The organism is Streptomyces sp. NPDC048521 (assembly GCF_043199855.1).
GTDB lineage: Bacteria > Actinomycetota > Actinomycetes > Streptomycetales > Streptomycetaceae > Streptomyces.
Window position 1 is genome coordinate 18,448 of sequence record NZ_JBICWR010000005.1, and the last position, 24,354, is coordinate 42,801.

A 24,354-nucleotide genomic window follows, 5' to 3' on the forward strand; every position below is an offset into this window, starting at 1 on the left:
GCGAACGGGGCCGGTACGCAGGCGCCATGATGCAGGGGCACCGACACGACTCGATGGGGATCTGCTCATGCGCGCCTTTCCGCTCACCGTCACCGCCCTCGCCGCCACCCTGCTGCTCACCGCCTGCGACGACGGCGGGGACAAGAGCGGCGACAAGAACAGCTCGGCCTGCAAGATCGGCGGGGTGTCGGTCCAGATCGGATCGGCGAGCGTGGCGCCGGCCGCCGGTGACACCGGCGAGGTGCCGGTCAGCATCACCAACCAGAGCGCTCCCTGCACCCTGGACGGCTTCCCGAGCGCCGTGCTGAACGCCGGCGACGCCGAGCACAAGGTGCCCGTCCTCGAAGGCGCCAAGGCGCAGAAGCTGAAGCTCGCCAAGGGGGATTCGGCGTCCTTCACCATCAGCTATGTGCGTGGCGAGGGGAGCGACAAGAACAGCCTGGCGGCGAAGACGGTGACGGTCGGCCTGCCCGGCTCCACCGCCACCCGGAGCTTCCCGTGGTCGTACGGCCCCGTCGCCGCCAAGGGCACCGCCGCCGCCCCGAACGCCGCCGTCAGCGCCTTCCAGCAGGTCGGGGACTGAGCCGGACCGAGGCTCAGGGCAGCCGGTGCCGGCCCTTGACCTGGGCCCGGTCGGCCGCCGCCGTGCCCTCCGTCCAGCCCGCCGCGTCGCTCACGCCGCGCAGCCGGGTCGTGGTGGTCTCGGGGAACATGCGCTCCAGGCGGCCGGTGACGGCTATCGCGCGCGTGGCCAGCACCGGCAGCAGGTCCTGGCTGACCTGCGTCTCGGCGGCGGCCGCGAGCCGGTCACCGACGCGGTGGGCGTAGGCGGCGAGGAACGACTGCCGGAAGGTCTTGGTCCGTTTCCGCCCGCCGGCTCTCTGGGCCGCTTCCGCCTTGGTCATCGCGTGCGTGGCCTGCACCAGCAGCGAGGTGTAGAGCAGCTCGACCGCCTCCAGGTCCGCCTCGAAGCCGACGACCGTGGAGAAGCCGAGCGGTTCGTTCCACACCGCACGGCAGTGGTTGGCAGTGGCCACGGCGTCCAGCAGGATCGCCTTGGCCTGTTCGTACGGCGGTTCGACCCCGATCCGGCAGGCCCCGGGCGTGTCCGGCGCGGGCGCCTCGGCGGCGAGCAGCGCCTCGTCGACGCTGTACCGGGCCATCAGCTCCTGCGCCTTGGCGCTGAGCGCCTCGGCCTCCTCCGGATAGCCGGTCGCCTCGGCCTTGGCGAGCAGCGCGCGAATGCGGGTGAGCATGCGGGAGGCGGCCGGGCCGGGAGCGGGGCGGGACTCGTCCTCCAGCGGCTCCAGGGCGGGCAGGCGCAGCAGCAGGCGGTACAGCTCCAGGACGGCCGTGGCGTGCGAGAAGCGGTCGGCTCCGGGTGCGGGGCCCTCCGGCAGCGCTTCCAGCTGGGCGGCCCAGCGGTGCCCGCGCGGGCGGTCCCACCCGGCCTGCGCGCGGATCAGCGCGGCGGCCAGGCGTACATGCGCCTCGTCCAGCTCGCGGCGTACGAGCCGTACGACGTCGGCGGGCTGCCAGCCGCGCCGCCAAGCAGCCCCCACGAACTCCTCGCCCCTCCGCGCGAGTTCGCCGTCCGCGCCGGGTTCGGCGGCGAGCACGGAGGCACCCGTGTCGAGGCCGGTGTCGGTGTCGTCGTAGAGGGCGGCCCGGAAGGCCCGCTCGACGGTACTGGCAGTGCTGGTCACGCCGTCGATCGTGCCACGACCCACTGACAGCGGACGGAAGTCGTCCACAGGCTGTGGACAACATTTGGCGACGTCCGACGCGGGCGGCCGGGTCCCAGGGACGTCGAGGGCGGCCGGCCGGGTCCACCAGGGTCCGGAGTGCGGTCGAGGGGCGGAGGAGAGGCGTGGCCAATGGGCCGGGCGAACGGCTCGGTCGGGCTGTTCTCCGGGGAACTCGCCTCGCTGCTGCGCCGCGGCCGCCGGGTGGCCCGTGATCCGGGCTGATTCGGCGGGACGGCGTCCACGGCGCTCCGGGTACGGCTGGCGGTCATCCCGAAGTAGCGGGCAGGAGAACGGGACTGTCAACCATCGGTTGACATACAGCGGGGCGCAACCTACGGTTGACACATGGCGACCAACGGCAACATCACGGCATCCGTGCGCCTCGACGACCTCATCGAGGCCATCAAGAAGGTGCACACCGAACCCCTCGACCAGCTCCAGGACGCGGTGATCGCGGCCGATCACCTCGGAGACGTGGCCGACCATCTGATCGGCCACTTCGTGGACCAGGCCCGCCGCTCGGGCGCGTCCTGGACCGACATCGGCAAGAGCATGGGCGTGACCCGGCAGGCGGCGCAGAAGCGGTTCGTGCCCAAGGAGTCCGCCGACCTCGACCTCAGCCAGGGCTTCAGCCGCTACACCCCCCGCGCGCGGAACGTGGTCATGGCCGCGCACAGCGAGGCGGTGGCCGCCCGCACCCCCGAGGGCCGGCCCGAGCACCTGGTCCTCGGGCTGCTGGCCGAGCCGGAGGGCGTGGCCGCGAAGGCGATCATCGCGCAGGGCTCCACCCTGGACGCCGTACGGCAGGCCGCGACCGCCGCGCTCCCGCCCGCCGCGGACGACATCCCCGACCTGATCCCCTACGGCCCCGAGGCCAAGAAGGTCCTGGAACTGACCTTCCGCGAGGCCCTGAGGCTCGGCCACAACTACATCGGCACCGAGCACATCCTGCTGGCCCTCCTGGAGCACGAGAACGGGCAGGGCGTCCTCAGCGGCCTCGGTATCACCAAGCCGGCGACCGAGGAGTACATCGGCAAGGTGCTGGCGTTGCTGCTGGACCAGAAGAAGGAGGCGGCAGCGGCGGCCGAGTCGGCGACCGGCACCGCGAAGCCCTCCGAGGACTGAACCCCCGACGGGCCGCGCAGTACCCTCTGAGGAATGAATCCGCAGGTCAAGGCCATTGTCAGACCCGCCTGCCACACTCGCTTCCATGACCGACCGGTGGGCACTCGCACCGGCCGAGGACGGTGGCGTGGACGTCGCCCCCCTCGGCCCGGACGGGCTGCCCGCCGGGCCGGTGCGGCGGGAGAGCGATCTCGCCGGGGCGGTGCGGAGCCGCCCGGAGGTGACGCGCTGGGTGTGGCGGTCGACCCCCGATGTCTATCCGCGTCTGCTCGCCACGGGGGTGCGAGTGGAGCGGTGCTACGACATCGAGGACGCCGAGACACTCCTGCTGGGCCATGAAGGACGGTACGGCGAGCCGCGCTCGGCCGCCGCCGCCCTGGCCCGCCTCCGCGGCGGCCCCGTACCACCCGACCCGCCGCAGCGCCCGGCCGAACCGGGCGCCCAGTCCCCCCTGTTCGAGCCGGCCGGCACCCACCTGCCTCTCGAAGACCTGCTCGCGGTCTACGCCGATCAGCAGCGGCGGCACCAGCGGGCGGCCCACCCCGACCGGATGCGGCTGCTGACGGCCGCCGAGTCGGCCGGGATGCTGGTGGCCGCCGAGATGAACCGCGCGGGCCTGCCCTGGAGCGCCGAGGTCCACCGCGAGCTGCTGCACGAGCTGCTCGGCGAGCGGTACGCGGGCGGGGGCGAGCCGCGCCGCCTCGCCGAGCTGGCCGACCAGGTGTCCGCCGCCTTCGGCCGCCGCGTGCGGCCCGATCTGCCCGCCGACGTCATCAAGGCCTTCGCACAGGCCGGCATCAAGGTGAAGTCCACCCGCCGCTGGGAGATCCGGTCCGTAGACCACCCGGCCGTAGAGCCACTGCTGGAGTACAAGAAGCTGTACCGGATCTGGGTGGCGCACGGCTGGTCCTGGCTCCAGGACTGGGTGCGCGAGGGCCGTTTCCGCCCCGAGTTCCTCGCCGGCGGCACGGTCACCGGGCGCTGGGTGACCAACGGCGGAGGTGCCCTGCAGATCCCCAAGGTGATCCGGCGGGCCGTGGTCGCCGACCCCGGCTGGCGGCTGGTGGTGGCCGACGCCGACCAAATGGAACCGCGGGTCCTGGCCGCCATCTCCCGCGACCCCGGCCTGATGGAGGTGGCCGGGCGCGAGAGCGACCTGTACCAGTCCGTCTCCGACCGCGCCTTCTCCGGCGACCGGAACCAGGCCAAGCTCGCCGTGCTCGGCGCGGTCTACGGCCAGACCTCCGGCGACGGCCTGAAGAACCTCGCCGCGCTCCGCCGCCGCTTCCCCAAGGCCGTCGCCTACGTCGACGAGGCGGCACGCGCGGGCGAGGAGGGCCGGCTGGTGCGCACCTGGCTCGGCCGGACCTGCCCACCTGCCGCCGGCTCCGGCGAGGACCCGACGGAGGAGGCCGGCATCCCCGTCGGCGAGGACGACACCGAGGCGCAGACCGACGGCCAGGGCTGGGTGCCCGGCTACGCCTCCACCAACTCCCGCGCGCGGGGCCGCTTCGCACGGAACTTCGTCGTTCAGGGCAGCGCCGCCGACTGGGCGCTGCTGCTGCTCGCCGCACTGCGCCGGGCCTGCGCGGACCTCAAGGCCGAACTGGTCTTCTTCCAGCACGACGAGGTGATCGTGCACTGCCCCGCCGAGGAGGCAGACACCGTCGTCCAGGCCATCCGCGAGTCCGCCGCCCTCGCCGGGCGGCTGACCTTCGGCGAGACACCGGTGCGGTTCCCGTTCAGCACGGCGGTGGTGGAGTGCTATGCCGACGCCAAGTAAGCCGGTCGCCACGGCCCGTTCAGTCCGCGAGCAGCTCCCGCAGCTCCGCCAGCACCGCCTGCTCGTCCGTTCCCTCCAGCGCCACGAGCGCCGCGCGCCAGGCGTCGAACGCCTCCGCCCGCCGTCCCCGCTCGCGCAGCAGCAGCCCGTGCTGGTGCCGGGCCAGGCCGCCCATGTAGCGGTCGGCGCGGGCGTCGGCCCGCTGCAGCAGCTCGGCGCACTCACCGCCCGCCCGCTCGCTCTCCCCCAGCTCCCGCAGTGCGCGGACCAGGCCGAGCCGGGTCTGGGACTCGCCGTGCCAGTCGCCGTGACCGCCGAGGATGCGCAGGCTCTCCTCGAAGTGCCGGGCCGCGGCCGCCGGTTCGCCGAGGGCGAGGTGCGCGTAGCCGATGTTGCAGTGCGCCGAGTGCTGCACGATGACCGCGCCGATCACGTCCCCGATCGCCAGCGAACGCCGGTGCTGCTCGATGGCGGCGCGCGGGTCGGTGTGCTCGTAGAGGTTCCCGAGATGGCTGTGGGTGACGGCCTCGCCGTAGGAGTCGTTCAACTGCCGCGAATACGCGAGGCTCTGCCGCAGCGCCTCCTCTGACTCCTGGAACCGGCCCAGCCCCTCCAGCAGCAGCCCGCGGTTGTTCAGACAACGCCGGATCCTGGACGTCGTGCCGAGGCGTCGCCAGATCTCCAGGGCCCGGTCGGTGAGGGCGAGGGCGTCGTTCTGCCGGCCGGTCAGGAAGTGCAGGCCCGCCAGGTCGCCCAGCGCGTAGGCCTCGGCCGCGGCGTCACCGAGCCGCCGCGCCGCCTGGAGCCCGGCCCGCCCCAGCACCTCCATCTCGGCGACCCGCCCGCTGCGCTGCACGTACGGGAAGAGCAGCCGCACGAGCGTCGAGAGGTGGGCGGCCCGGCGTACGTCGGCCGTGCCCGCGTTGCGTGCCACCAGGGTGACGATGTTCTCCAACTCCACCTCGCCCCAGGCGAACGCCACCTCCGCGGACTCGAAGAACGCCAGCGCGGCGACATCTTCCGCATGCCCGGGCGGCTGCGCGGAGGTCGGCCGACGCCGGTCGTCCTGATCGATCCCCGGCTCCACGATCGCCATCAGCAGCCGCTCGGCGACAGCCGCGTACCAGCGGAGGGCGACCAGATCGGGGGCGGCGGCTTCCGTGTCCGGGGCGGAGGCGCCGGGGTCGGGAGCAGGAGTGGCCGTGTCCGGAGTGGCTGTGCCGGGCCCGGAATTCGTGGTGGAGTCAGGGGCCGGGCCCTGGGCCGGGGCAGAGGCTCGGGCAGGGGGCGTACCGGTCGGCGTACCGGGGGTCGGGGAAGGGGCCGGGAAAGTGTCCAGGGGGTCGGCGGTGCCGGGCGCTGCCGTGTCCGCCAGTTCGCGGGCGAAATCGCGGACCAGGTCGTGCGGTGCGTAACGGCCGTACGCCGTCTCCTCCAGCAGGGCGACGTCGACCAGGCGGTCCAGGGCGGCCTCGGCGCGGCGCGCGTCGGTGCCGGTGAGCTGTGCGATCAGCGGAGCGCTGTAGGCCGGCAGGTCGAGCACGCCGATGTGACGCAGCGCGAGGGCCGCGTCCTGGTCGGCCTCACGTTCGGCGGCGGCGAGCGCGTCATGGGCGACGGCCAGGGAACGCCGGACGCTCAGATCGTCGTACTCGAGGTGGTTCAGCCGTCCACCCGTTGCCGCGAGTTGGCTCGCCAGCACCTCCGCGGTGAGCGCGCGGCGGGCGGCGAGCCGGGCGGCGACGACACGCAGCGCGAGCGGCAGCCGACCGGTCAGCTCGACCAGCGCGTGATCGGCGTCCAGCCCCTCGCGCCCGCTCACCGCGCGCAGCAGGGCCGCACTGTCCTCGCCGGTCAGGGGGCCGAGCGGAAAGCGCCGGGCGCCGTCGAGGGCGGTCAGCGGCGAACGGCTGGTGACGATCACCGCGCATTCGGGCCCGGCCGGCAGCAGGGGTCGCACCTGGGCCGCGGTGGCCGCGTCGTCCAGCACCAGCAGGATGCGGGCGGGTGCCAGCAACGAGCGGAGCAACGCGGCGGCTGCGTCCGGGTGTTCGGGGATGTGGCGGGGCTCGGCTCCGAGGTCGCGCAGCAGGGCCGCGAGCGCCTGCGCGGCGGTGAGCGGGGTCATACCGGGCGTGGCGCCGTGCAGGTTGACGTAGAGCTGACCGTCGGTGAAACGTTCCCGCAGTTCATGTGCCACATGCAGGGCCAACGCGCTCTTGCCGACGCCCGCCATCCCGCTGATCACCGCGACGGCGGGGGCCGGTGCGGGCGGCTCGGTCAGCGCCTGACGCAGCTCCCGGCGTACGTCGGCACGCCCGGTGAAGTGGGCCGGAGGAGCCGGCAACTGGGCCGGGCGCGGGGTCTGCCGCGTGGCCGAGTCGCCTTCGCCCGGGTATGCGGGGGGTGTTGCGGCGCCGGTCGTGCCCAAGCGGCCGGCCGGGTCCTGCTGCCGGGTGTTCTCGGTGACGCGCCGCCGGTCACCGTGGTCCTCGTGCTGCCGCCGGGTCTCGCCGCTTCCCCGCAGCACCTCGACGTGCGCCTCGCGGACCGCCGGGCCGGGCTCGATGCCGAGTTCCTCGACCAGGTGGGCCCGCAGGTCACGGTGGACGGCCAGGGCCTCTGCCTGGCGGCCGGTGCGGTGCAGGGCGAGCATCAGCTGACGGTGGAACGCCTCGCGCAGCGGATACTCGGCGACGAGAGCCGCCAACTCGGGGACCAGCGCGGCCAACCGTGAACCGCCCAGCGCGAGTTCGGCGTCGTAGCGCCACTCGAGCAGGAGCAGCCGTGCCTCCTCCAGGCGCTGCACCAGGGCGTAGCCGCCGAGGTCGGCGGGGAGTCCGCTGAGCGGGGCGCCGCGCCAGAGCGTGAACGCGGCCGCGCAGGCCCGCACGACGCCCGGCCAGTCCCGCCGGGCGTGCGCGGCGCGCGCCTCACTCACCCACACCTCGAACACGTGCACGTCCAATTCGCCGTGGTCGACACGCAGCAGATATCCCGGCGGTACGGCCTTGAGCCGGTCGGGGTCGTCCAGCAGCCGACGCAGCCGGGTGACGTGGTTGTGCAGGGAGGCCTGCGCGGAGACCGGCGGCGCCCCACCCCACAGGGCGTCCTTCAGCGACTCGACCGACACGACCCGGCCGGCCTCCAGCAGCAGGGCGGCGAGCAGGGCGCGCACTTTGGGACTGCCGATGGCACGGACGCCGTCGTCAGAGGCGTCGTCGGCGACGTTGGCGACGTTGGCGGCCTTGGCGGCCCTCGCGGTCTTGGCGGTCTTGGCGGCCCTCGCAGTCTTGGCGGTCTTGGCGGCCTTGGCAGAAGCGCTGCCGGGGGTCTCGTACGAAATCTCGTACGGCGGCCGGTCGTAGAGGACGGGCGGTCCCAGCAGTCCGAACCGCAGCTCGTACCGCCGCATCACGCCGCCCACTGCCTTCCCGCGCGGTCGGGACCGACCATGCTCCGCGACGGGTGCCCACCCGCCGTTCCCTGGCGGATTCCCGCCCTGTCCGCAACGGTTTCCCGCCACCTTCTGTTCGCCGCGCCCGGCTCCGGATCCGCCTGTCCCAGGGGCCTGTTCCGCTGTCGCCGGGCGGGTTCCGGCCACTCGGTCCGCGTCCCGCCGTCGAACCGTTGGCCACATGTTAGCGATCCGTTGGCGCATCCTGATGTGATCATTCCATCGGATCTGGCCCGACGGCGCGCGCGTAAGTCGCGTAACTCGGGGGAGTGTCGCCGCAGGCTGGATCCGGGGACGCAAAGGGGCCCCGGCCGTCGGAGGTGAACGACCGGGGCTCCGTCCCGTTCCCTCTGCGCAGCCGCTGGACTCCCTTTACCCGCCCTTGCGTCCGGAGCCTGGTCCCCGCGCACGGCTCAGATCACCGGCGGACGTCCGAGCCGGGTGAGCCGCCCCACCGTCCGCCAGCGCATCGGCCGCCGCCCGCCGGCCGGCTCCCGAACCCCCTCGAGGAATCCGCCGAACCATGCCTTCAGCCCCGCCGGGGAGCGGGTGCGGGCGAGGGTGAGCAGCGTCCACACCCCCAGGTGCACCGGGACGAGCGGCAGGGGCAGCCGGCGCCGGACGAGCCAGACGCGGTTGCGGGCGTTGACCCGGTAGTAGATGGCGTGCCGGGCCGGTGACGTCTTGGGGTGCTGGAGCAGCAACTCGGGGGCGTACAGGATCTTCCAGCCGGCGTCGGCGGCCCGCCAGGCGAGGTCGGTCTCCTCGTGCGCGAAGAAGAACTCGGCGGGCCAGTCCCCGGTCTCGGCCAGCATCGCCATGCGCAGGGCGTGCCCGCCGCCGAGGAACCCGGTGACGTATCCCCCGCGCATCGGGTCCGACTTCCCCACCCGGGGGACGTGCCGCTGCTGGGTCTCGCCGTGCTCGTCGGCGATACGGAAGCCGACGATGCCGAGGCGGGGGTCGGCGGCGTACAGGTCCCGTACGCGCCGCAGCACGTCGGCGTCGACGAGCAGCCCGTCGTCGTCGAGTTCCACGACGACATCGACGTCCCCGTACTCCCGCAGCCGCGCGAGGGCGACGTTCCGGCCACCCGGGCAGCCGAGGTTCTCCTCCACGTCGATGGTGGTGACCTCGCCGGGCAGGGAGAGCCGGCGGGCGAACTCGGGCAGCCGGCAGCCGTTGCCGACGACGACGATGCGGGCCGGGGCGAGGTCCTGCTTGGCCACGGACTGCAGCAGCGCGTCGACCTCGGCGGGCCGGTTGCCCATGGTCACCACGGCGACGGCGATCCTCGGCTCCACCACGTCCCTCACCCCATCCGGCCGACGGCGGCACCGCGTCTCGACCGCGCGGCGCCCGCCGTTCACCAAGATGTTGCCTCACGTCCGAGCGTTCACCTGACGCCGATTCACCGTGCGGCGCGTTTGCGCCGGTTCTGTCCCCCATGAGGGAGTGGCTCCGCCGATCGACCGACCGCCTTCCCCTTCAGCCGGTGCCGGAGGCTCACACGGCCCGGCACTCCCACCGTCTCAGCCCGAGTCTGCGGCGCGGACGGCCCAGCGTTCCTCGACCTTGGCGAAGCGCCAGTACGCGATGGCCACGGCCCAGACGACCACGAACAGGCCGACGATGACATAGCCGACGTTGTCCAGGTCCAGGGCCGCTATCCAGCCGGTGACGTCATCCTGCAGACCGAGCTTGTCGTGCAGGACGCCGACCAGCTCGATCGTGCCGACGAAGAAGGCCACGGCGATGGACAGGCCGGTGATGGTGAGGTTGTAGAACACCTTCCGCACCGGGTTGGAGAAAGCCCACTGGTAGGCGAAGTTCATGAACGTGCCGTCCAGCGTGTCGAACAGGCTCATGCCGGCCGCGAACAGCAGCGGCAGGCACAGCACCGCGTACCACGGGAGACCGGCGGCGGCACCGTTGCCGGCCAGCGCGAGGAGCAGGACCTCCGTCGTGGTGTCGAAGCCGATGCCGAAGAGGAAGCCGAGCGGGAACATCTGGCCCGGGCGGCGGATGGACTTGGTGAGCCGGCCGAGGACACGGTTCATGAAGCCACGGGAGTCGAGGTGGGCCTCCAGCTCCGCCTCGTCGTAACGTCCGGCGCGCATCGCCCTGAAGACGCGCAGGATGCCGAAGAGCGCGACCAGGTTGAGGGCGGCGATGAGGTACAGGAAGCTGCCGGAGACCGTGGTGCCCACGGTGCCGAGGACCTGGTGGGTCCGGGAGCCGTCGTTCATCAGGGTGCCGGCGAGCTTCGCGCCGCCGGCGACCAGCGCGGCCATGACGACCACCACGCTGGAGTGGCCCAGCGCGAACCAGAAGCCCACCGACACCGGACGCTTGCCGTCGGCCATGAGCTTGCGGGTGGTGTTGTCGATCGCCGCGATGTGGTCCGCGTCGAAGGCGTGCCGCATGCCGAGCGTGTACGCCGTGATGCCGAGGCCCAGGCCGAACGCCTTGGTACCCACCTCGTAGTGACGGGGAATCACCAGCAGGAACAGGATCCCGAACGCGACCACGTGCAGGGCGACGATCACGGCCAGGAGCCCCGCGGTCCGGACGGTGTCCTCGCGACGCCAGCGGAAGGACGGGGTGGCGGCGGTTTCGGGCACGCCTTCGGACACGGTCATACGGTCACGCTCCAGCACCTCGTGGATCAGCTTCGTGATGCCGTGGCCGGTCTCCTGGCTGACGGGTCGACGCGCCCGCCCCTGCCTTCCCGGCTGTGCGGCCAGTGGCGTGTAGGGGGCGGGAACTTCCCGATCACAGTGGCGAGGGCCGCTCCGGACTGAGCCCCTGAGGGCTGTCACCGGTCTTCCCGAACACCACGGCCCGCTCACACTAGGCGGCGGCGGGTAGCGGCTGCAAGGCTGCACAACTGAACAGGTATGGAGCGCCCGGCCGATGGCTGCGATGATGGGGCCATGCATCTCGTCCCCGCGGAACGTGCCGGGCAGCGCACCATCGACGGCCACCGGGTCTGCGACGCCATCGCCGCCGTCGGTGAGCCGGAGCGGGTACGCGCCTGGGCCGACCGCTTCTCGCTGCTCTCCGATCCCGGACGCCTGTCCCTGCTGCTCGCGCTCCACGAGGCCGGCCCGATCGCCGTCTCCGACCTCGCCGTCGCCACCGGGATGAGGGACACCGCCGTCTCCCAGTCCCTGCGCCTGCTGCGGACCGCGGGCATCGTCGAGGGCCAGAAGGACGGCCGCGTCGTGCGCTACCGGCTCGTGGACGGATCGATCTCCGAACTGCTGAAGCACTGCGTCTCACGCGACTGAGGGGATCGACGCGGTTGAGGTGATCGACGCGGCTGACGTCTTCGACGCGACTGACGGGCCCGGGGCCGGCGGCGGCCCTGGCCCACGTGCGGGCGCGCCTCGGCGCAGAGCAGAGCACAGCCAGGTGCGGGGCCCCGCCCCCATCGTGGCGTAAAGACCTGTCTATAAGGTGATCATGACTGATCGTCACGACTGCTGGTGCACCAAGGCAGCGCGACGGCACTGGCCGACGGCCTGCGAATCGAGGCGGAACTCAGCAACGGCCGCATCGCCTCCACCAGGGGCCACGACGCCCGCTACATGAAGATCGTCCCCGGCTGCGGGGGTGCATCGTGACCAGCACGTACCGGGAGTGCTCGCCCTGGCACGACGTCCGCGCCTGAGCCGCGAGACGCGGGCAGCTTCGCCCTCGCGCAGGCAGGCGGATCCACGGGGACAACGACACCCGGAGACATTGCCGCGTTCGGTTCGACAGGACGCTGCGCCGGCTTCCGGGTGATCGCGAAGGTCAGCCGGCAGAAACCGGTGGGCGCAACCGGCGGACCTGGTGGGGCTCAGCCGGCGGACCGGTGGGGCTCAGCCGGCGAACCCGGTAGGGGTCGCGTCGCGGTCTCGGCCGCCCGGCAGGCCGGGCAGATGACCTGGGCGTCGCGGCCGTAGCGCCGGGTGAGCCCTTGGCAGCGCGGACAGTATCCGACCTCGTCGGGCAGGCAGCCGAGCAGACGCGCGGCGACGGTCCTGTCCGTCGAGGGGTCGATACGCTCCGGCATACCGTCCACGTGCCGAATCTACGTCCGGCCCCCCGTCCGGGCATCTCGGAGAACGGGCATCTCGGCAACGAGAAGACCCCAGGTCAGACGGTGTCCGACCTGGGGTCCCCATGGAGCCGCTTTCGGGATTCGAACCCGAGACCTACGCATTACGAGTGCGTTGCTCTGGCCATCTGAGCTAAAGCGGCGCGCTGCCCGCACTATGGTGCGACCGGCAACGTCGGTAAGTCTACACAGTTTCCGGGGGTGCTTCGTACCCACCCCGGAGCGGCCGGCTCCGAGGTGGGTGGCATGGGCTATGAGCAGCGCTTTCCGGCACTCGGCGGGGTGCCGCGGAGCAGGTAGGTGTTGATCGCCCCGTCGATGCAGGTGCTGCCGCGGCCGTAGGCGGTGTGGCCGTCGCCGACGTAGGTCAGGAGGCGGGCCGAGGAGAGCTGGCGGGCGAGGGACTGCGCCCAGCGGTAGGGGGTCGCCGGGTCGCGGGTGGTGCCGACCACCACGATCGGCGCCGAGCCCTTCGCCTCGATGCGGTGCGGTTCGCCCATCGCCTTCACCGGCCAGTACGTGCAGTTCAGCGCGGCCCAGGCCAGGCCTTCGCCGAAGACCGGGGACGTCTTCTCGAACTCCGGCAGCGCCTTCTCCGCCTGCTCGGGTCCGGTGAAGGCCGGCGGCAGGTCCAGGCAGTTCACGGCGGCGTTGGCCATCATCAGGTTGCTGTAGCGACCGCTCGCGTCACGCTCGTAATAGCTGTCGGCGAGCGCGAGCAGCCCCGCGCCGTCGTTCTCGTGCATCGCCGAGGCCAGCGCCTGACGCAGCCGCTGCCACGCCCCCTCGTCGTACATCGCCGCGATCACCCCGGTGGTGGCGAGCGCCTCACCGAGCTTGCGGCCGTCCGCGTCGCCCGTCGGGATGGGGTGGGCGTCCAGCTTGCGGAAGAACGCCTTGAGGTGGTCGCCGACCTGCGCGGGTGTCGTGCCCTTGCCGCCGAGGGGACAGTCGGAGCGCTGTACGCAGTCCTTCGCGAACGCCTGGAACGCCGTCTCGAAGCCCGCCGTCTGATCCAGGTTCAGCTCGCGCGCGTCGAGGGCGGGGTCCAGCGCGCCGTCCAGAACCATCCGTCCGACCCGCTCCGGGAACAGACCGGCGTACGTCGCCCCGAGGAACGTGCCGTACGACGCCCCGACGTAGTTCAGCTTCCGGTCCCCCAGCACCGCCCGCACGATGTCCATGTCCCGTGCCGCCTCGACGGTGGAGACGTGCCGCAGCAGCCGTGCCGAGTGTGTCCCGCAGCTCTCCGCGAACTTCTTGTCGGCCGCCACCAGTGCGTTCTGCTCCCGCTGGTCGTCGGGTGTCACGTCCGTCTGCGTGTACGCGTCCATCTGACGTCCGTCGAGGCATTCGACGGGCTCGCTGCGGGCGACGCCCCGCGGGTCCACCGCGGCCATGTCGTAGCGGGCACGGACGTCCGCCGGGTAACCGACGCCCGCGTACTGCTGGAGGAAATCGATCGCGGAGCCGCCCGGACCACCCGGGTTGACCAGCAGCGAACCGAGCGGCTTGGCCTTGCCGGTGGCCTTCTTGCGGGCGACGGCGAGCCGGACGTCTCCCGAGCCGGGCTTCGCGTAATCCAGCGGGGCCTTGATCGTCGCGCACTGGAAGCCGGGAGCACCGCAGCTGCGCCAGCGCGGCCGCTGCGAGTAGTACGGCGTCAGCGCCGACGGCGTCGATCGCGGCAGCGCGGCCAGCGCCGCGTCCACCGTCCCGCCCGCCGACGTGGCCGGGCTACCGGAGCAGGCGGACACGAGCAGGGTGGCGGACGCGAGCAGAGTGGCCGTGAGGCGGGCCGTGGTCCGGGGGCGGATGCCTCGGGTCGGGCGGGGGGATGGCCTGGTGTGCATCAGGCGAGCGTAACGCTGTGCGACGACCTGGGCGCGCTGCGTGTGGATGATGGGCTCGTACGAGGGACAGGCACGCCCATGAAGCCACGCCGACCAGGTCAGCCCTGCGGGGCCGTTCCGACGAGTCATTCATAAGGCCATTCCTGCGAGGCCATCCTAGGGGCGGGGCGTCGGTGGCGTCCTCACCCCGCCCGCAGGGCCATCGTCATCGCCTCCACCGCGAGCAGGGGGGCCACGTTGCGGTCCAGGGCCTCACGGCAGGCGGCGATCGCCTCGAGGCGACGGAGCGTGGATTCCGGGGTGCTGCCGCGGGCCAGCCGCTCCAGGGCGTCCTCGGCATCGGCGTTGGCGATCGCCACGCGGGAGCCGAGCTGGAGGGCGAGGACGTCGCGGTAGAAGGCGGTGAGGTCGCCGAGGGCGACGTCGAGGCTGTCGCGCTGCGTGCGGGTTCTGCGCCGCTTCTGCATGTCCTCGAGGTCCTTCATCACGCCCGCCGTACCGCGCGGCAACCGGCCCCCCTGCACCGCGCCCAGCGCCGCCTTCAGCTCCTCGGTCTCCTTGCCGTCCACCTCCTCGGCGAGCTGCTTGGCGTCCTCGGCGGCCGCGTCGACCAGTTCCTGGGCCGCCTTGAGGCAGGCGCCGACCTCGTCCAGGCGCAGCGGCAGCTTGAGCACGGCGGCGCGGCGCTCGCGGGCGGCCGGGTCGGTGGCCAGACGCCGGGCCCGGTCGACGTGGCCCTGGGTGGCGCGGGCGGCCGCCGCCGCGACCTCCGGTTCGATGCCGTCACGGCGTACGAGCATGTCGGCGACCGCGTCGACGGAGGGCGTGCGCAGGTTCAGGTGGCGGCAGCGGGAGCGGATGGTCGGCAGGACGTCCTCGATGGAGGGGGCGCACAGGAGCCAGACCGTGCGCGGGGCGGGCTCCTCGACGGCCTTGAGGACCGCGTTGGCCGACTTCTCGTTCAGCCGCTCGGCATCCTCGACCAGGATGATCTGCCAGCGGCCGTTCGCCGGCGACGTGAACGACTTGCGGACCGTGTCCCGCATGTCCCTCACCAGGATCTCGGCGCCCACCGCGGCGACCGTGGTGACGTCCGCGTGCGTGCCCAGCAGCGCGGTGTGGCAGCCGTCGCAGAAGCCGCATCCGGGGGAGCCGCCGAGGGCGCGGTCGGGGCTCACGCACTGCAGCGCCGCGGCGAAGGCCCTGGCCGTCTGGTTCCGCCCCGCTCCGGGCGGGCCCGTGAACAGCCATGCGTGCGTCATCTTCGACGCCTCCGGCAGCGGCTCGTCGGCCGCGGCGGCGGTGACGAGGGCGTCGGCGTCCCGCGCGGCGGCGTCGAGCACCGCGCTCACCTTCTCCTGCCCGACGAGGTCGTCCCACACGGTCATGGGTCACGCCGCCCTTCCGTCACACTCCACGTTCCGGAGTCCATTGTGCGGGTGAGCACTGACAACGCGGGGCAGCGGCCGTCACCGCCGGTCACGGGCCGGGCGCGCCCGTCACACCGTGACACGCCGAGCCGCGCCCGTCACACCGTGACAAGCCGAGCGGCGCCCGTCGCGTTTGCGACAGACGCCGCCCTGTACTGCCTGCACACGGCGGGCGCGCGCCCGCCGTGCCTGCCCCTGGCGGGAGCTGCACTCAGCCGCGCCGACCCCGACCACGGCCCCTGCGGCCCTGTTCCTCGTCGTGGTCGCCGTGGCCCTGCTCGTCGTACGACCCCAGCAGTTCGTCCGCCAGCGTCGGCAGGTCGTCCAGCGGGGTCTCCTCGGCCCAGTCGGGACGCGGTCGGCGGCGGGGCGTGCCGTCGGCGTCGATCTGGGGCATCTCGCGCGTACGGTCCTCGGTGCCGTCGGGACCGGCGGCGGGCCGCTCGTCCCGGAAGAAGCCGGGCGGCACCCGGTCCGCGGGGTCGGCTCCCCGTACGGGCGGCAGTACGGCCGTCTCGTCCGACGCGCCTGCCGGAGCCACCGGCGGAAGCACCGCCGTCTCATCCGACGCGCCTGCCGGAGCCACCGGCGGAAGCACCGCCGTCTCATCCGCCGCCCCGGAGAGGAGCGGTGGCTGCGGCAGCTCGGCGGTCACCTCGGAGTCGGGGTAGGCGCCCTGCGCGTCCTCAGCGGGGCGGCCGCGGTCCTCGCGCACCGGACGCAGCACCGTCGTCTCGTCCGTGCCCGCCTCCGGCCTGGTCCCCGCGCGCGTGCCCGCCTCGGGTGCGACCGGTGAGACCACCGGCGTCGGGACCGTCTCCTCGGCACCGCGGGCGCCCGGTGACACCACCGGCGTCGCAACCGTCGCCGCGTCCGGAGCCACGCCCGGCGCGGTCGGCAGGGGGGTACTGGGCCTGCGGGCCGCCGCGTCGGCCGCCGCCGCGGCCTCGGCCGCCTGCCGGCGGGCCTCCTCGGCACGCAGCAGCGCCTCCTCGGCCTTGCGCTGCTTCTCCAGGCGCCGCGCCTCCTCCTCGGCGCGCAGCCGGGCCTGCCGGGCCTCTTCCTCGGCGCGCAGGCGCGCCTCCTCCTCGGCCTGCCGGCGCCGCCGCTCCTCCTCGGCCCTGCGGCGGGCCTCCTCCTCGGCACGGGCCTTCTCCTCGGCGAGCAGCCGCTGGCGCTCCTCCTCCGCGCGCCGGGCCGCTTCCTCGGCCCGCTGCCGGGCCTCCTCCGCCTGCCGTTCGGCCTCGCGGCGCTGCGCCTCCTCCAGCTCGCGGCGCTTGCGCTCCTCCTCCTCGGCGCGCAGCTTGGCGAGCTGCTCCTGGCGCTCGCGCTCCAGGCGCTCCTCCTCGGCCTTGCGGGCGGCCTCTTCCTCGGCCTTGCGGCGGGCCTCTTCCTCGGCCTTCTTGCGTGCCTCCTCCTGGGCCTTGGTCTCGGCCTCGGACAACGGCAGCACGGTGTCCAGCCGGTGCCGGATCACGGTGGTGACGGCCTCGGGCTCCTGCCCCGCGTCCACGACGAGGTAGCGGCCGGGGTCGGAGGCGGCCAGCGTGAGGAAACCGGACCGCACGCGCGCGTGGAATTCCGCGGGCTCGGACTCCAGCCGGTCCGGGGCCTCGGTGAACCGCTCGCGCGCGGTCTCCGGGGAGACGTCCAGCAGGACGGTGAGGTGCGGGACGAGCCCGTGGGTCGCCCAGCGGTTGATGCGGGCGATCTCGGTCGGGGACAGGTCGCGGCCGGCTCCCTGGTAGGCCACGGAGGAGTCGATGTAGCGGTCGGAGATGACGACCGCGCCGCGCTCCAGGGCGGGGCGTACGACGGTGTCGACGTGTTCGGCGCGGTCGGCGGCGTACAGCAGCGCCTCCGCGCGGTGGGACAGGCCCGCCGAGGACACGTCGAGCAGGATCGAGCGCAGCCGCTTGCCGACCGGGGTGGCCCCCGGCTCACGGGTGAGCACGACCTCGTGCCCCTTGGCGCGGATCCACTCGGCGAGGGCCTCGGCCTGGGTGGACTTGCCGGCGCCGTCGCCGCCCTCCAGGGCGATGAAGAAACCGCTGGCCGCCGGGGCCGTGACCGGGTCGTCGCCGCCGAGCAGCGCGTCCTTGAGGTCCTGGCGCAGCGGCACGCCGGAGCGGTCGTCGACCTTGGCCAGCACCAGCGCGGCCACCGGTAGGAGCAGCGCCCCGACCAGCATCAGCGTGAAGGCCGCGCCGCCGTGCGCGAAGACGAACTTGCCGTTCTCCAGGCGGTGCGGGCCGATCAGCGCCGCGACCAGGGGCGCGATGAGGGCGCCGAGCGCTATGAAGACCCGGACGACCGCGTGCAGGTGCTCGGTGGTGCGCGCCCGGCGGTATTCCTCGGTCTCCTGATCGAGCAGGGCGTGCCCCGTGTTGGCGGCGACGCCGGCGGCGACACCGGCCAGCGTGACGATCAGCAGCACCGTGGTGACGTCCGGGACGAGTCCCGCGGCCAGCAGGGCGATGCCGGTGAAGGCGATCGCGAGGGCCAGCAGCCGGCGGCGCGAGAGCGAGGGCAGCAGGGCGGGTGCCGTACGGATGCCGAGGCCGACACCGCCGGTCAGCCCCAGCACGAGCAGGCCGTAGAGCACCGGGCCGCCGCCCAGGTCCTTGGCGTGCAGCACGCACACCGCGACGGCGGCGGCGATGGCTCCGGCCACGGCGGCGCAGGCCGGGACGAGCAGCGGGACGGCGCCCGTACGGCCCTTGTCGACACCGGCGCCGGTGCGCGGGCGCCGCAGACCCTCCAGCGGGGACCGCGGGCGCGGGGTGCGCGTGTCGGGCAGTTCGAGGAAGGTCAGCACGGACAGGGAGGCGGCGAAGAGGCCCGCCGCCACGTACGACCCGAGGGCCACCTGGTGCTGGTCGAACCAGGCCACGCCGGTGCCCAGCAGGTTGTTGAGCAGGGCGGCGACGACCAGGGCGGCGGCGGCCAGCGGGACCGCCAGGAAGCTGGTGCGCAGCGCGAGGCGGCGCAGGGCGTCCAGGTGGTCCGGCAGCGGCCGTACGGTGGCGCCCTCCGGGGGCGGGGCGGGCAGCAGGGCGGGGGCCGCGCTCTCCCGGCACACGGTCCACAGCCGCTCGGCGACTCCGGTGACGAAGGCGGTGACCAGCAGGACGGCGAGCGCGTTGTCCGGCGTCCAGTCGATCCACAGGGGGGCGACGATCAGCAGCGCGGCGCGCAGGCCGTCGGCACCGACCATGGTCCAGCGGCGGTCGAGCGGGCCCTCCTGGGAGGTGAGCGCGGTGAGCGGGCCGAGGAGGACCGCGCCGAAGAGCAACACGGCGAGGATGCGCGCGGCGAAGACCGTCGCCACTGCGAACGCCACGCCCCGGTAGCCGCCGCCGAACGTGCCCTCGGCGATCGCCGCCTGGAGAGCGAGGACGACCAGGACGAGGAGGGCGAGGGTGTCGCCGACACCGCTCACCAGCTGCGCGCTCCACAGGCGCCGCAGTTGCGGTCGGCGCAGCAGGGAACGGACGGCGCGCTCTCGGGAGTCGGCGACCAGGGCATCGTCCGGTGCTGTGGTGGTGGCCGTGGGCTGCTCGGCTCGCGTCATGCGTTCAGCCTATCCGCAGCCACCGACACCACACCTCGCCTGTCCTGGCATGCGCACGCCCCGACACCAAAGTGATGCCGGGGCGTGCGTTTCGCGAAGCCGGGGAGGAGGTCCGCACCCGACGGTGTGTCAGTCCTCCGTGCGGGAAGCCGTCGCCTTCGAAGCCGTCGCCTTCTTCGCGGTGGTCTTCTTGGCGGTCGTCTTCTTCGCGGCGGACGTCGTCTTCTTCGCCGCCGTCTTCTTGGCCGCGGTCTTCTTCGCCGGGGCGGTCTTCTTGGCCGCCGCCTTCTTCGCGGTCTTCTTCGCGGGCCCCTTGGCCCGCTTCTCGGCGAGCAGTTCGAAGCCGCGCTCCGGGGTGACCGTCTCCACGCTGTCACCGGAACGCAGGGTCGCGTTGGTCTCGCCGTCGGTGACGTACGGTCCGAAACGGCCGTCCTTGACCACGACCGGCTTGCCGGAGACCGGGTCCTCGCCCAGCTCCTTCAGCGGCGGCTTGGCGGCCGCGCGACCGCGCTGCTTCGGCTGGGCGTAGATCGCCTGCGCCTCCTCCAGCGTGATCGTGAAGAGCTGATCCTCGGACTGCAGCGAGCGCGAGTCCGTGCCCTTCTTCAGGTACGGGCCGTAGCGGCCGTTCTGCGCGGTGATCTCCACGCCGTCGGCGTCGGTGCCGACGACACGCGGCAGCGACATCAGCTTCAGCGCGTCGTCCAGGGTCACCGTGTCCAGCGACATGGACTTGAAGAGCGAGGCCGTGCGCGGCTTGACCGCGTTCTTGCCGGTCTTCGGGGTGCCCTCGGGGAGGATCTCCGTGACGTAGGGACCGTAGCGGCCGTCCTTGGCGACGATCTGGTGGCCGGTGGCCGGGTCGGTGCCCAGCTCGAAGTCGCCGCTCGGCTTGGCCAGCAGTTCCTCGGCCAGCTCGACGCTCAGCTCGTCCGGCGCCAGGTCGTCGGGGATGTCGGCGCGCTGGTGCTGCTCGGTGTCCTTCTCGCCGCGCTCGATGTACGGGCCGTAGCGGCCGACGCGGAGCACGATGTCGTTGCCCACCGGGAACGACGACACCTCGCGCGCGTCGATCGCGCCCAGGTCGGTCACCAGCTCCTTGAGGCCGCCGAGGTGGTCCCCGTCGCCGTTGCCGGCGTCGGCCGCGGCGCCGGTGACCGTGCCCTCACCGAAGTAGAAGCGCTTCAGCCACGGCACGGCCTTGGCCTCGCCGCGGGCGATGCGGTCGAGGTCGTCCTCCATCTTGGCGGTGAAGTCGTAGTCCACGAGCCGCCCGAAGTGCTTCTCCAGGAGGTTGACCACGGCGAAGGACAGGAAGGACGGCACCAGGGCCGTGCCCTTCTTGAACACGTAGCCGCGGTCGAGGATCGTGCCGATGATCGACGCGTACGTCGACGGGCGGCCGATCTCGCGCTCTTCCAGCTCCTTGACCAAGGAGGCCTCGGTGTAGCGGGCCGGGGGCTTGGTGGCGTGGCCGTCGACCGTGATCTCCTCGGCGGACAGCGGGTCGCCCTCGGTGACCTGCGGCAGCCGGCGCTCGCGGTCGTCCAGCTCGGCGTTCGGGTCGTCGGCGCCCTCGACATAGGCCTTCAGGAAGCCGTGGAAGGTGATCGTCTTGCCGGAGGCGCTGAACTCCACGTCCCGGCCGTCGGCGGCGGTGCCACCGATCTTCACGGTCACGCTGTTGCCGGTCGCGTCCTTCATCTGGGAGGCGACGGTCCGCTTCCAGATCAGCTCGTAGAGCTTGAACTGGTCGCCGGTCAGGCCCGTCTCGGCAGGAGTGCGGAAACGATCACCCGAAGGACGGATCGCCTCGTGGGCCTCCTGCGCGTTCTTGACCTTCGCGGCGTAGGTGCGCGGCTGCGGGGGCAGGTAGTCGGCGCCGTACAGCTGCGTGACCTGGGCGCGGGCGGCCGCGACGGCGGTGTCGCTCAGCGTCGTGGAGTCCGTACGCATGTACGTGATGTAGCCGTTCTCGTACAGCTTCTGCGCGATCTGCATGGTCGCCTTCGCGCCGAAGCCGAGCTTGCGGCTCGCCTCCTGCTGCAGCGTCGTCGTACGGAACGGGGCGTACGGCGAGCGGCGGTACGGCTTGGACTCGACGGACCGCACGGAGAAGCGGGTGTTCTCCAGGGCAGCGGCGAGGGCGCGGGCGTTCGCCTCGTCGAGGTGGAGGGTGCTCTCGCTCTTGAGTTGTCCGAGGGAGTCGAAGTCGCGGCCCTGCGCGACCCGCCGGCCGTCGACGGTCTGCAGGCGGGCGACCAGCGACGACGGGTCCGACGAATCCCCCGCGCGGCCGGTGGCGAAGGTGCCCGTCAGGTCCCAGTACTCAGCAGAACGAAAAGCGATGCGCTCGCGTTCCCGCTCGACGACGAGCCGGGTCGCGACGGACTGGACGCGGCCGGCCGACAGGCGCGGCATGACCTTCTTCCACAGGACCGGCGAGACCTCGTAGCCGTAGAGGCGGTCGAGGATGCGGCGGGTCTCCTGGGCGTCGACCAGCTTCTGGTTGAGCTGGCGAGGGTTGGCGACGGCCTCGCGGATCGCGTCCTTGGTGATCTCGTGGAAGACCATCCGCTTGACGGGGATCTTCGGCTTGAGGACCTCCTGGAGGTGCCAGGCGATCGCCTCGCCCTCCCGGTCCTCATCGGTGGCGAGGAACAGCTCGTCGGAGTCCTTCAGCAGGTCCTTGAGCTTCTTGACCTGCGCCTTCTTATCGGCGTTGATCACATAGATCGGCTGGAAGTCGTGTTCGACGTCCACACCGAGGCGGCGGACCTCGCCGGTGTACTTCTCGGGCACCTCGGCGGCGCCGTTGGGAAGGTCACGGATGTGCCCGACGCTCGCTTCGACTACGTAGCCGGGGCCGAGGTAGCCCTTGATCGTCTTCGCCTTGGCAGGCGACTCGACGATGACGAGTCGGCGGCCGCCCTGTGCGGTCTCGCTGGTCGGGGACAACTTGGCTCTTCTCTCCGGTCGACGCTGGGGCCTCCCCAGGGCCTTCGTCCCGGGGTCGCGGCGTACTTCTGGCTCGTGTGACGCTGCGGAGTGTGACGGTACATCCCGCCCCCGTGTCAAACGGGAAAAGCCCACAACGGCCACTCGAACGGTAACCCGACTACCGCCATTCCTGCCGCCCGGAGTACCCGGCGACCTCCCGGCCCATGTCCGGAGCGTGACGCTCTTTGCACTTCCGGCGCGCCTTCGAGGCCGCGCGCCCGCCGATGTCAGAGGCGGGTCAGGCAGTACGCGGCCAGCGCCAGCGCGACCGTTCCGGCCCCGGTCGCGAGGGTGACCGATGCGATGCGGCTCACACCCTCGGCCACCGGTTCGCCACGCCGGAGACGGAGCCCGGTCCACGCCAGCAGAGCGCACCCGAACAGGGCGAACACCACTCCCGCGAAGATCGCCGGCGCGCTCTCCATCCCCCGCCCACCCCTTCCGTCCCGTCCGGCTCTGCCCCAGCGCCGGGAGGGTGGCACGCGCGAGAGACCGGCGGGCGACATCGGGATGAACGGAAGGTCGGCGCGGTACCGGGCGTACGTCGGAGCAGCATCGGCTCAGGTCTGAGGCCCGTACTTTTCCGGCCTTTTTCCCGTCACCGGCCGGTTCCCGCCCGTGCCACCGGCATACGACGATGATCCGGGCGCGGCCACCGGACGATCCGATCGCGTCTACGACGGCACGGCTACCCGGGGGTACGGCACCTGCCCGGCGCCTTCCCCCGACCCGGATCACCGGCTCAGACCACCGGGTCCAGGAAGCCCTGCTCCACCAGCAGGCGGATCTGTGCGGGCGTCTGGTCGCGGAGCAGCACCGGGTCCTCGCCCATGAGCTGGGCGATGGCGTCCAGGATCCGGCCCGCGCTCAGCGTGCCGTCGCACACACCCGCGAAGCCGGCGCCGACCGTGTCCACCTTGGTGGCCCGGCGCATCCCGCGGTGCTGGCGCAGGACCACGTGCTCCGGGTCCTCGGCGCCGGGCAGCCCGACCTGCTCCTGGACCACTTCGGCGGCGAGCTTGAAGTGGCTGCCCAGCAGCGCCGCGTCGTCGTGCGTGCGGAGATAGTCGAGCCGCTCGAAGTGCGCCCGGATCGTCTCCCCCAGGGGCTGCTCGACCGGGTGCGGCCACTCCTCCACGGTGACGGTGGGTTCGGCGGACCCGGTCTTGCGCAGGGTGATCCAGCCGAAGCCGACCGCCTTGACCTTGCGCGCCTCGAACTCGTCGAGCCAGGCGTCGTAGCGCGCCTGGTACTCCGCCGGGTCCGCGCGGTGGTCACCGGCGTCCCTCAGCCACAGCTCGGCGTACTGCGTGACGTCCTGTACCTCGCGCTGCACGATCCAGGCATCGCACCCGCGCGGCACCCACGACCTGAGTCTGTCCTGCCAGTCCTCCCCTGCCACGTGCTGCCAGTTGGCGAGGAACTGCGCGAACCCGCCCTCGTTCAGCCGTTCCCCCGCCTGCTGAACGAGCGAGCGGCACAGATCGTCCCCGCCCATGCCACCGTCCCGGTAGGTCAGCCGGGCGCCCGGGGAGATCACGAAGGGCGGGTTGGAGACGATGAGGTCGAATGTCTCGTCGTCGGCGACCGGCTCGAACAGGGAGCCCTCGCGCAGGTCCGCCGCGGGCGCGCCGGAGAGCGCGAGCGTGAGCGCGGTGATGTGCAGCGCGCGCGGGTTGAGGTCGGTGGCCGTCACGCGCGTGGCGTGCCGGGAGGCGTGCAGCGCCTGGATGCCGGAGCCGGTGCCGAGGTCCAGGGCGGAGTCGACGGGCGTACGGACGGTGATGCCGGCGAGGGTCGTGGAGGCGCCGCCGACGCCCAGGACGACACCTTCGTCGCGCTGTCCGATGCCGCCCGCGCCGCCGACCGCGCACCCGAGGTCGGAGACGATGAACCAGTCCTCGCCATCGGGTCCGCCGTAGGGCCGTACGTCCACGGTCGCGGCCACCTCGTCGCCGCCCACGCGTGCGAGCCAGCCCGCCTCCAGGGCCTCCTCCACCGGCAGCACGGACGCCACGCGCGCGTGGAACACGGGTTGCTGCAGCAGGAACAGCCGCACGAGCGTCTCCAGCGGCGTGTCTCCGCGGGTCGCCCGCAGGGCGGGCACGGTCTCGCTGCGCGCCAGCGCCGCGTACGCGGGGGCACCGAGCAGGTCGAGCAGCCCGTCGGCGGTGAAGGAGGCGGCCAGCAGCGCGTCCCGCAGGCGCGCCGCGGTCTCGGGCCGGTCGGAAGCGGGCAGGGGGGCGGGTCCGGAGTCAGTCACGCCCCCATTG

General features: G+C 72.8%; 15 protein-coding genes, 1 tRNA gene and 1 riboswitch. Of the genes, 5 read left to right on the forward strand and 11 right to left on the reverse strand.

The features are described 5' to 3' along the window. Positions 1-67 precede the first annotated feature (67 nt). Positions 68-583 (forward strand): DUF4232 domain-containing protein, encoded by a 516-nt coding sequence (locus ACGFRF_RS13755; RefSeq protein WP_393739417.1) that lies wholly within the window; start codon positions 68-70, stop codon positions 581-583. Positions 584-596: 13 nt separating this feature from the next. Here ACGFRF_RS13755 and ACGFRF_RS13760 read toward each other — a convergent pair whose 3' ends face one another. After that, entirely contained in the window at positions 597-1,706 is a 1,110-nt protein-coding gene (locus ACGFRF_RS13760) for a DUF2786 domain-containing protein (protein ID WP_393739419.1), read from the reverse strand. Positions 1,707-2,093: 387 nt separating this feature from the next. Between ACGFRF_RS13760 and ACGFRF_RS13765 the strand changes: the two genes are divergently transcribed. Together ACGFRF_RS13765 and ACGFRF_RS13770 are read left to right on the forward strand one after the other, a co-directional pair. Then, a complete protein-coding gene (locus tag ACGFRF_RS13765; protein WP_393739421.1) occupies positions 2,094-2,873 on the forward strand; it encodes a Clp protease N-terminal domain-containing protein in 780 nt (259 codons plus the stop codon). An 85-nt stretch (positions 2,874-2,958) separates the two neighbouring features. Beyond that, positions 2,959-4,656: a bifunctional 3'-5' exonuclease/DNA polymerase gene (locus tag ACGFRF_RS13770; RefSeq protein ID WP_393739423.1), complete on the forward strand. Its 1,698-nt coding sequence runs from the start codon at positions 2,959-2,961 to the stop codon at positions 4,654-4,656. A 19-nt stretch (positions 4,657-4,675) separates the two neighbouring features. Here the strand turns inward: ACGFRF_RS13770 and ACGFRF_RS13775 are convergent, their stop codons facing one another. The 3 genes from ACGFRF_RS13775 to ACGFRF_RS13785 form a co-directional block, all read right to left on the reverse strand. Next, positions 4,676-8,071, reverse strand: coding sequence for a BTAD domain-containing putative transcriptional regulator (locus ACGFRF_RS13775; RefSeq protein WP_393739425.1), 3,396 nt, complete (start codon positions 8,069-8,071; stop codon positions 4,676-4,678). Positions 8,072-8,526: 455 nt separating this feature from the next. Next, positions 8,527-9,420, reverse strand: a complete 894-nt coding sequence (locus ACGFRF_RS13780) for a glycosyltransferase family 2 protein (RefSeq protein WP_393739427.1) — start codon at positions 9,418-9,420, stop codon at positions 8,527-8,529. A gap of 225 nt (positions 9,421-9,645) precedes the next feature. Next, the gene (locus tag ACGFRF_RS13785; protein WP_393739429.1) at positions 9,646-10,755 is read right to left on the reverse strand and encodes a HoxN/HupN/NixA family nickel/cobalt transporter; all 1,110 of its coding nucleotides are present in this window, start codon (positions 10,753-10,755) and stop codon (positions 9,646-9,648) included. A gap of 26 nt (positions 10,756-10,781) precedes the next feature. Then, positions 10,782-10,970: riboswitch (cobalamin riboswitch) on the reverse strand. Positions 10,971-11,049: 79 nt separating this feature from the next. On the opposite strand from ACGFRF_RS13785, the gene ACGFRF_RS13790 reads away from it, so the two are divergent. Beyond that, a complete protein-coding gene (locus ACGFRF_RS13790; RefSeq protein WP_393739431.1) occupies positions 11,050-11,406 on the forward strand; it encodes an ArsR/SmtB family transcription factor in 357 nt (118 codons plus the stop codon). A gap of 198 nt (positions 11,407-11,604) precedes the next feature. Beyond that, a complete protein-coding gene (locus tag ACGFRF_RS13795) occupies positions 11,605-11,742 on the forward strand; it encodes a hypothetical protein (RefSeq protein ID WP_393739433.1) in 138 nt (45 codons plus the stop codon). Positions 11,743-12,287: 545 nt separating this feature from the next. Here the strand turns inward: ACGFRF_RS13795 and ACGFRF_RS13800 are convergent. From ACGFRF_RS13800 to ACGFRF_RS13830, 7 genes are all read right to left on the reverse strand, one after another. Beyond that, positions 12,288-12,364, reverse strand: a tRNA-Thr gene (locus tag ACGFRF_RS13800). 108 nt (positions 12,365-12,472) lie between these two features. Further along, positions 12,473-14,074, reverse strand: a complete 1,602-nt coding sequence (locus tag ACGFRF_RS13805) for an alpha/beta fold hydrolase (protein WP_393739435.1) — start codon at positions 14,072-14,074, stop codon at positions 12,473-12,475. A gap of 182 nt (positions 14,075-14,256) precedes the next feature. After that, the gene (locus ACGFRF_RS13810) at positions 14,257-15,462 is read right to left on the reverse strand and encodes a DNA polymerase III subunit delta' (protein ID WP_393739437.1); all 1,206 of its coding nucleotides are present in this window, start codon (positions 15,460-15,462) and stop codon (positions 14,257-14,259) included. A gap of 253 nt (positions 15,463-15,715) precedes the next feature. Beyond that, entirely contained in the window at positions 15,716-19,078 is a 3,363-nt protein-coding gene (tmk, locus tag ACGFRF_RS13815; protein WP_393739439.1) for a dTMP kinase, read from the reverse strand. 129 nt (positions 19,079-19,207) lie between these two features. Next, positions 19,208-22,039: a type I DNA topoisomerase gene (gene topA, locus ACGFRF_RS13820; RefSeq protein WP_393739441.1), complete on the reverse strand. Its 2,832-nt coding sequence runs from the start codon at positions 22,037-22,039 to the stop codon at positions 19,208-19,210. Positions 22,040-22,308: 269 nt separating this feature from the next. After that, a complete protein-coding gene (locus ACGFRF_RS13825; RefSeq protein ID WP_393739443.1) occupies positions 22,309-22,506 on the reverse strand; it encodes a hypothetical protein in 198 nt (65 codons plus the stop codon). A gap of 317 nt (positions 22,507-22,823) precedes the next feature. After that, positions 22,824-24,344, reverse strand: coding sequence for a methyltransferase (locus tag ACGFRF_RS13830; RefSeq protein WP_393739445.1), 1,521 nt, complete (start codon positions 24,342-24,344; stop codon positions 22,824-22,826). Between the last annotated feature and the right edge of the window lie 10 nt (positions 24,345-24,354).

What these genes read in the sequence shown, in the direction of transcription:
- ACGFRF_RS13805 (WP_393739435.1), bottom strand. Translation starts at nt 14,074, where the DNA reads ATGCACACCAGGCCATCCCCCCGCCCGACCCGAGGCATCCGCCCCCGG.
- ACGFRF_RS13770 (WP_393739423.1), top strand. Translation starts at nt 2,959, where the DNA reads ATGACCGACCGGTGGGCACTCGCACCGGCCGAGGACGGTGGCGTGGAC.
- ACGFRF_RS13785 (WP_393739429.1), bottom strand. Translation starts at nt 10,755, where the DNA reads ATGACCGTGTCCGAAGGCGTGCCCGAAACCGCCGCCACCCCGTCCTTC.
- ACGFRF_RS13765 (WP_393739421.1), top strand. Translation starts at nt 2,094, where the DNA reads ATGGCGACCAACGGCAACATCACGGCATCCGTGCGCCTCGACGACCTC.
- ACGFRF_RS13825 (WP_393739443.1), bottom strand. Translation starts at nt 22,506, where the DNA reads ATGGAGAGCGCGCCGGCGATCTTCGCGGGAGTGGTGTTCGCCCTGTTC.
- ACGFRF_RS13755 (WP_393739417.1), top strand. Translation starts at nt 68, where the DNA reads ATGCGCGCCTTTCCGCTCACCGTCACCGCCCTCGCCGCCACCCTGCTG.
- ACGFRF_RS13775 (WP_393739425.1), bottom strand. Translation starts at nt 8,071, where the DNA reads ATGCGGCGGTACGAGCTGCGGTTCGGACTGCTGGGACCGCCCGTCCTC.
- ACGFRF_RS13810 (WP_393739437.1), bottom strand. Translation starts at nt 15,462, where the DNA reads ATGACCGTGTGGGACGACCTCGTCGGGCAGGAGAAGGTGAGCGCGGTG.
- tmk (WP_393739439.1), bottom strand. Translation starts at nt 19,078, where the DNA reads ATGACGCGAGCCGAGCAGCCCACGGCCACCACCACAGCACCGGACGAT.
- ACGFRF_RS13790 (WP_393739431.1), top strand. Translation starts at nt 11,050, where the DNA reads ATGCATCTCGTCCCCGCGGAACGTGCCGGGCAGCGCACCATCGACGGC.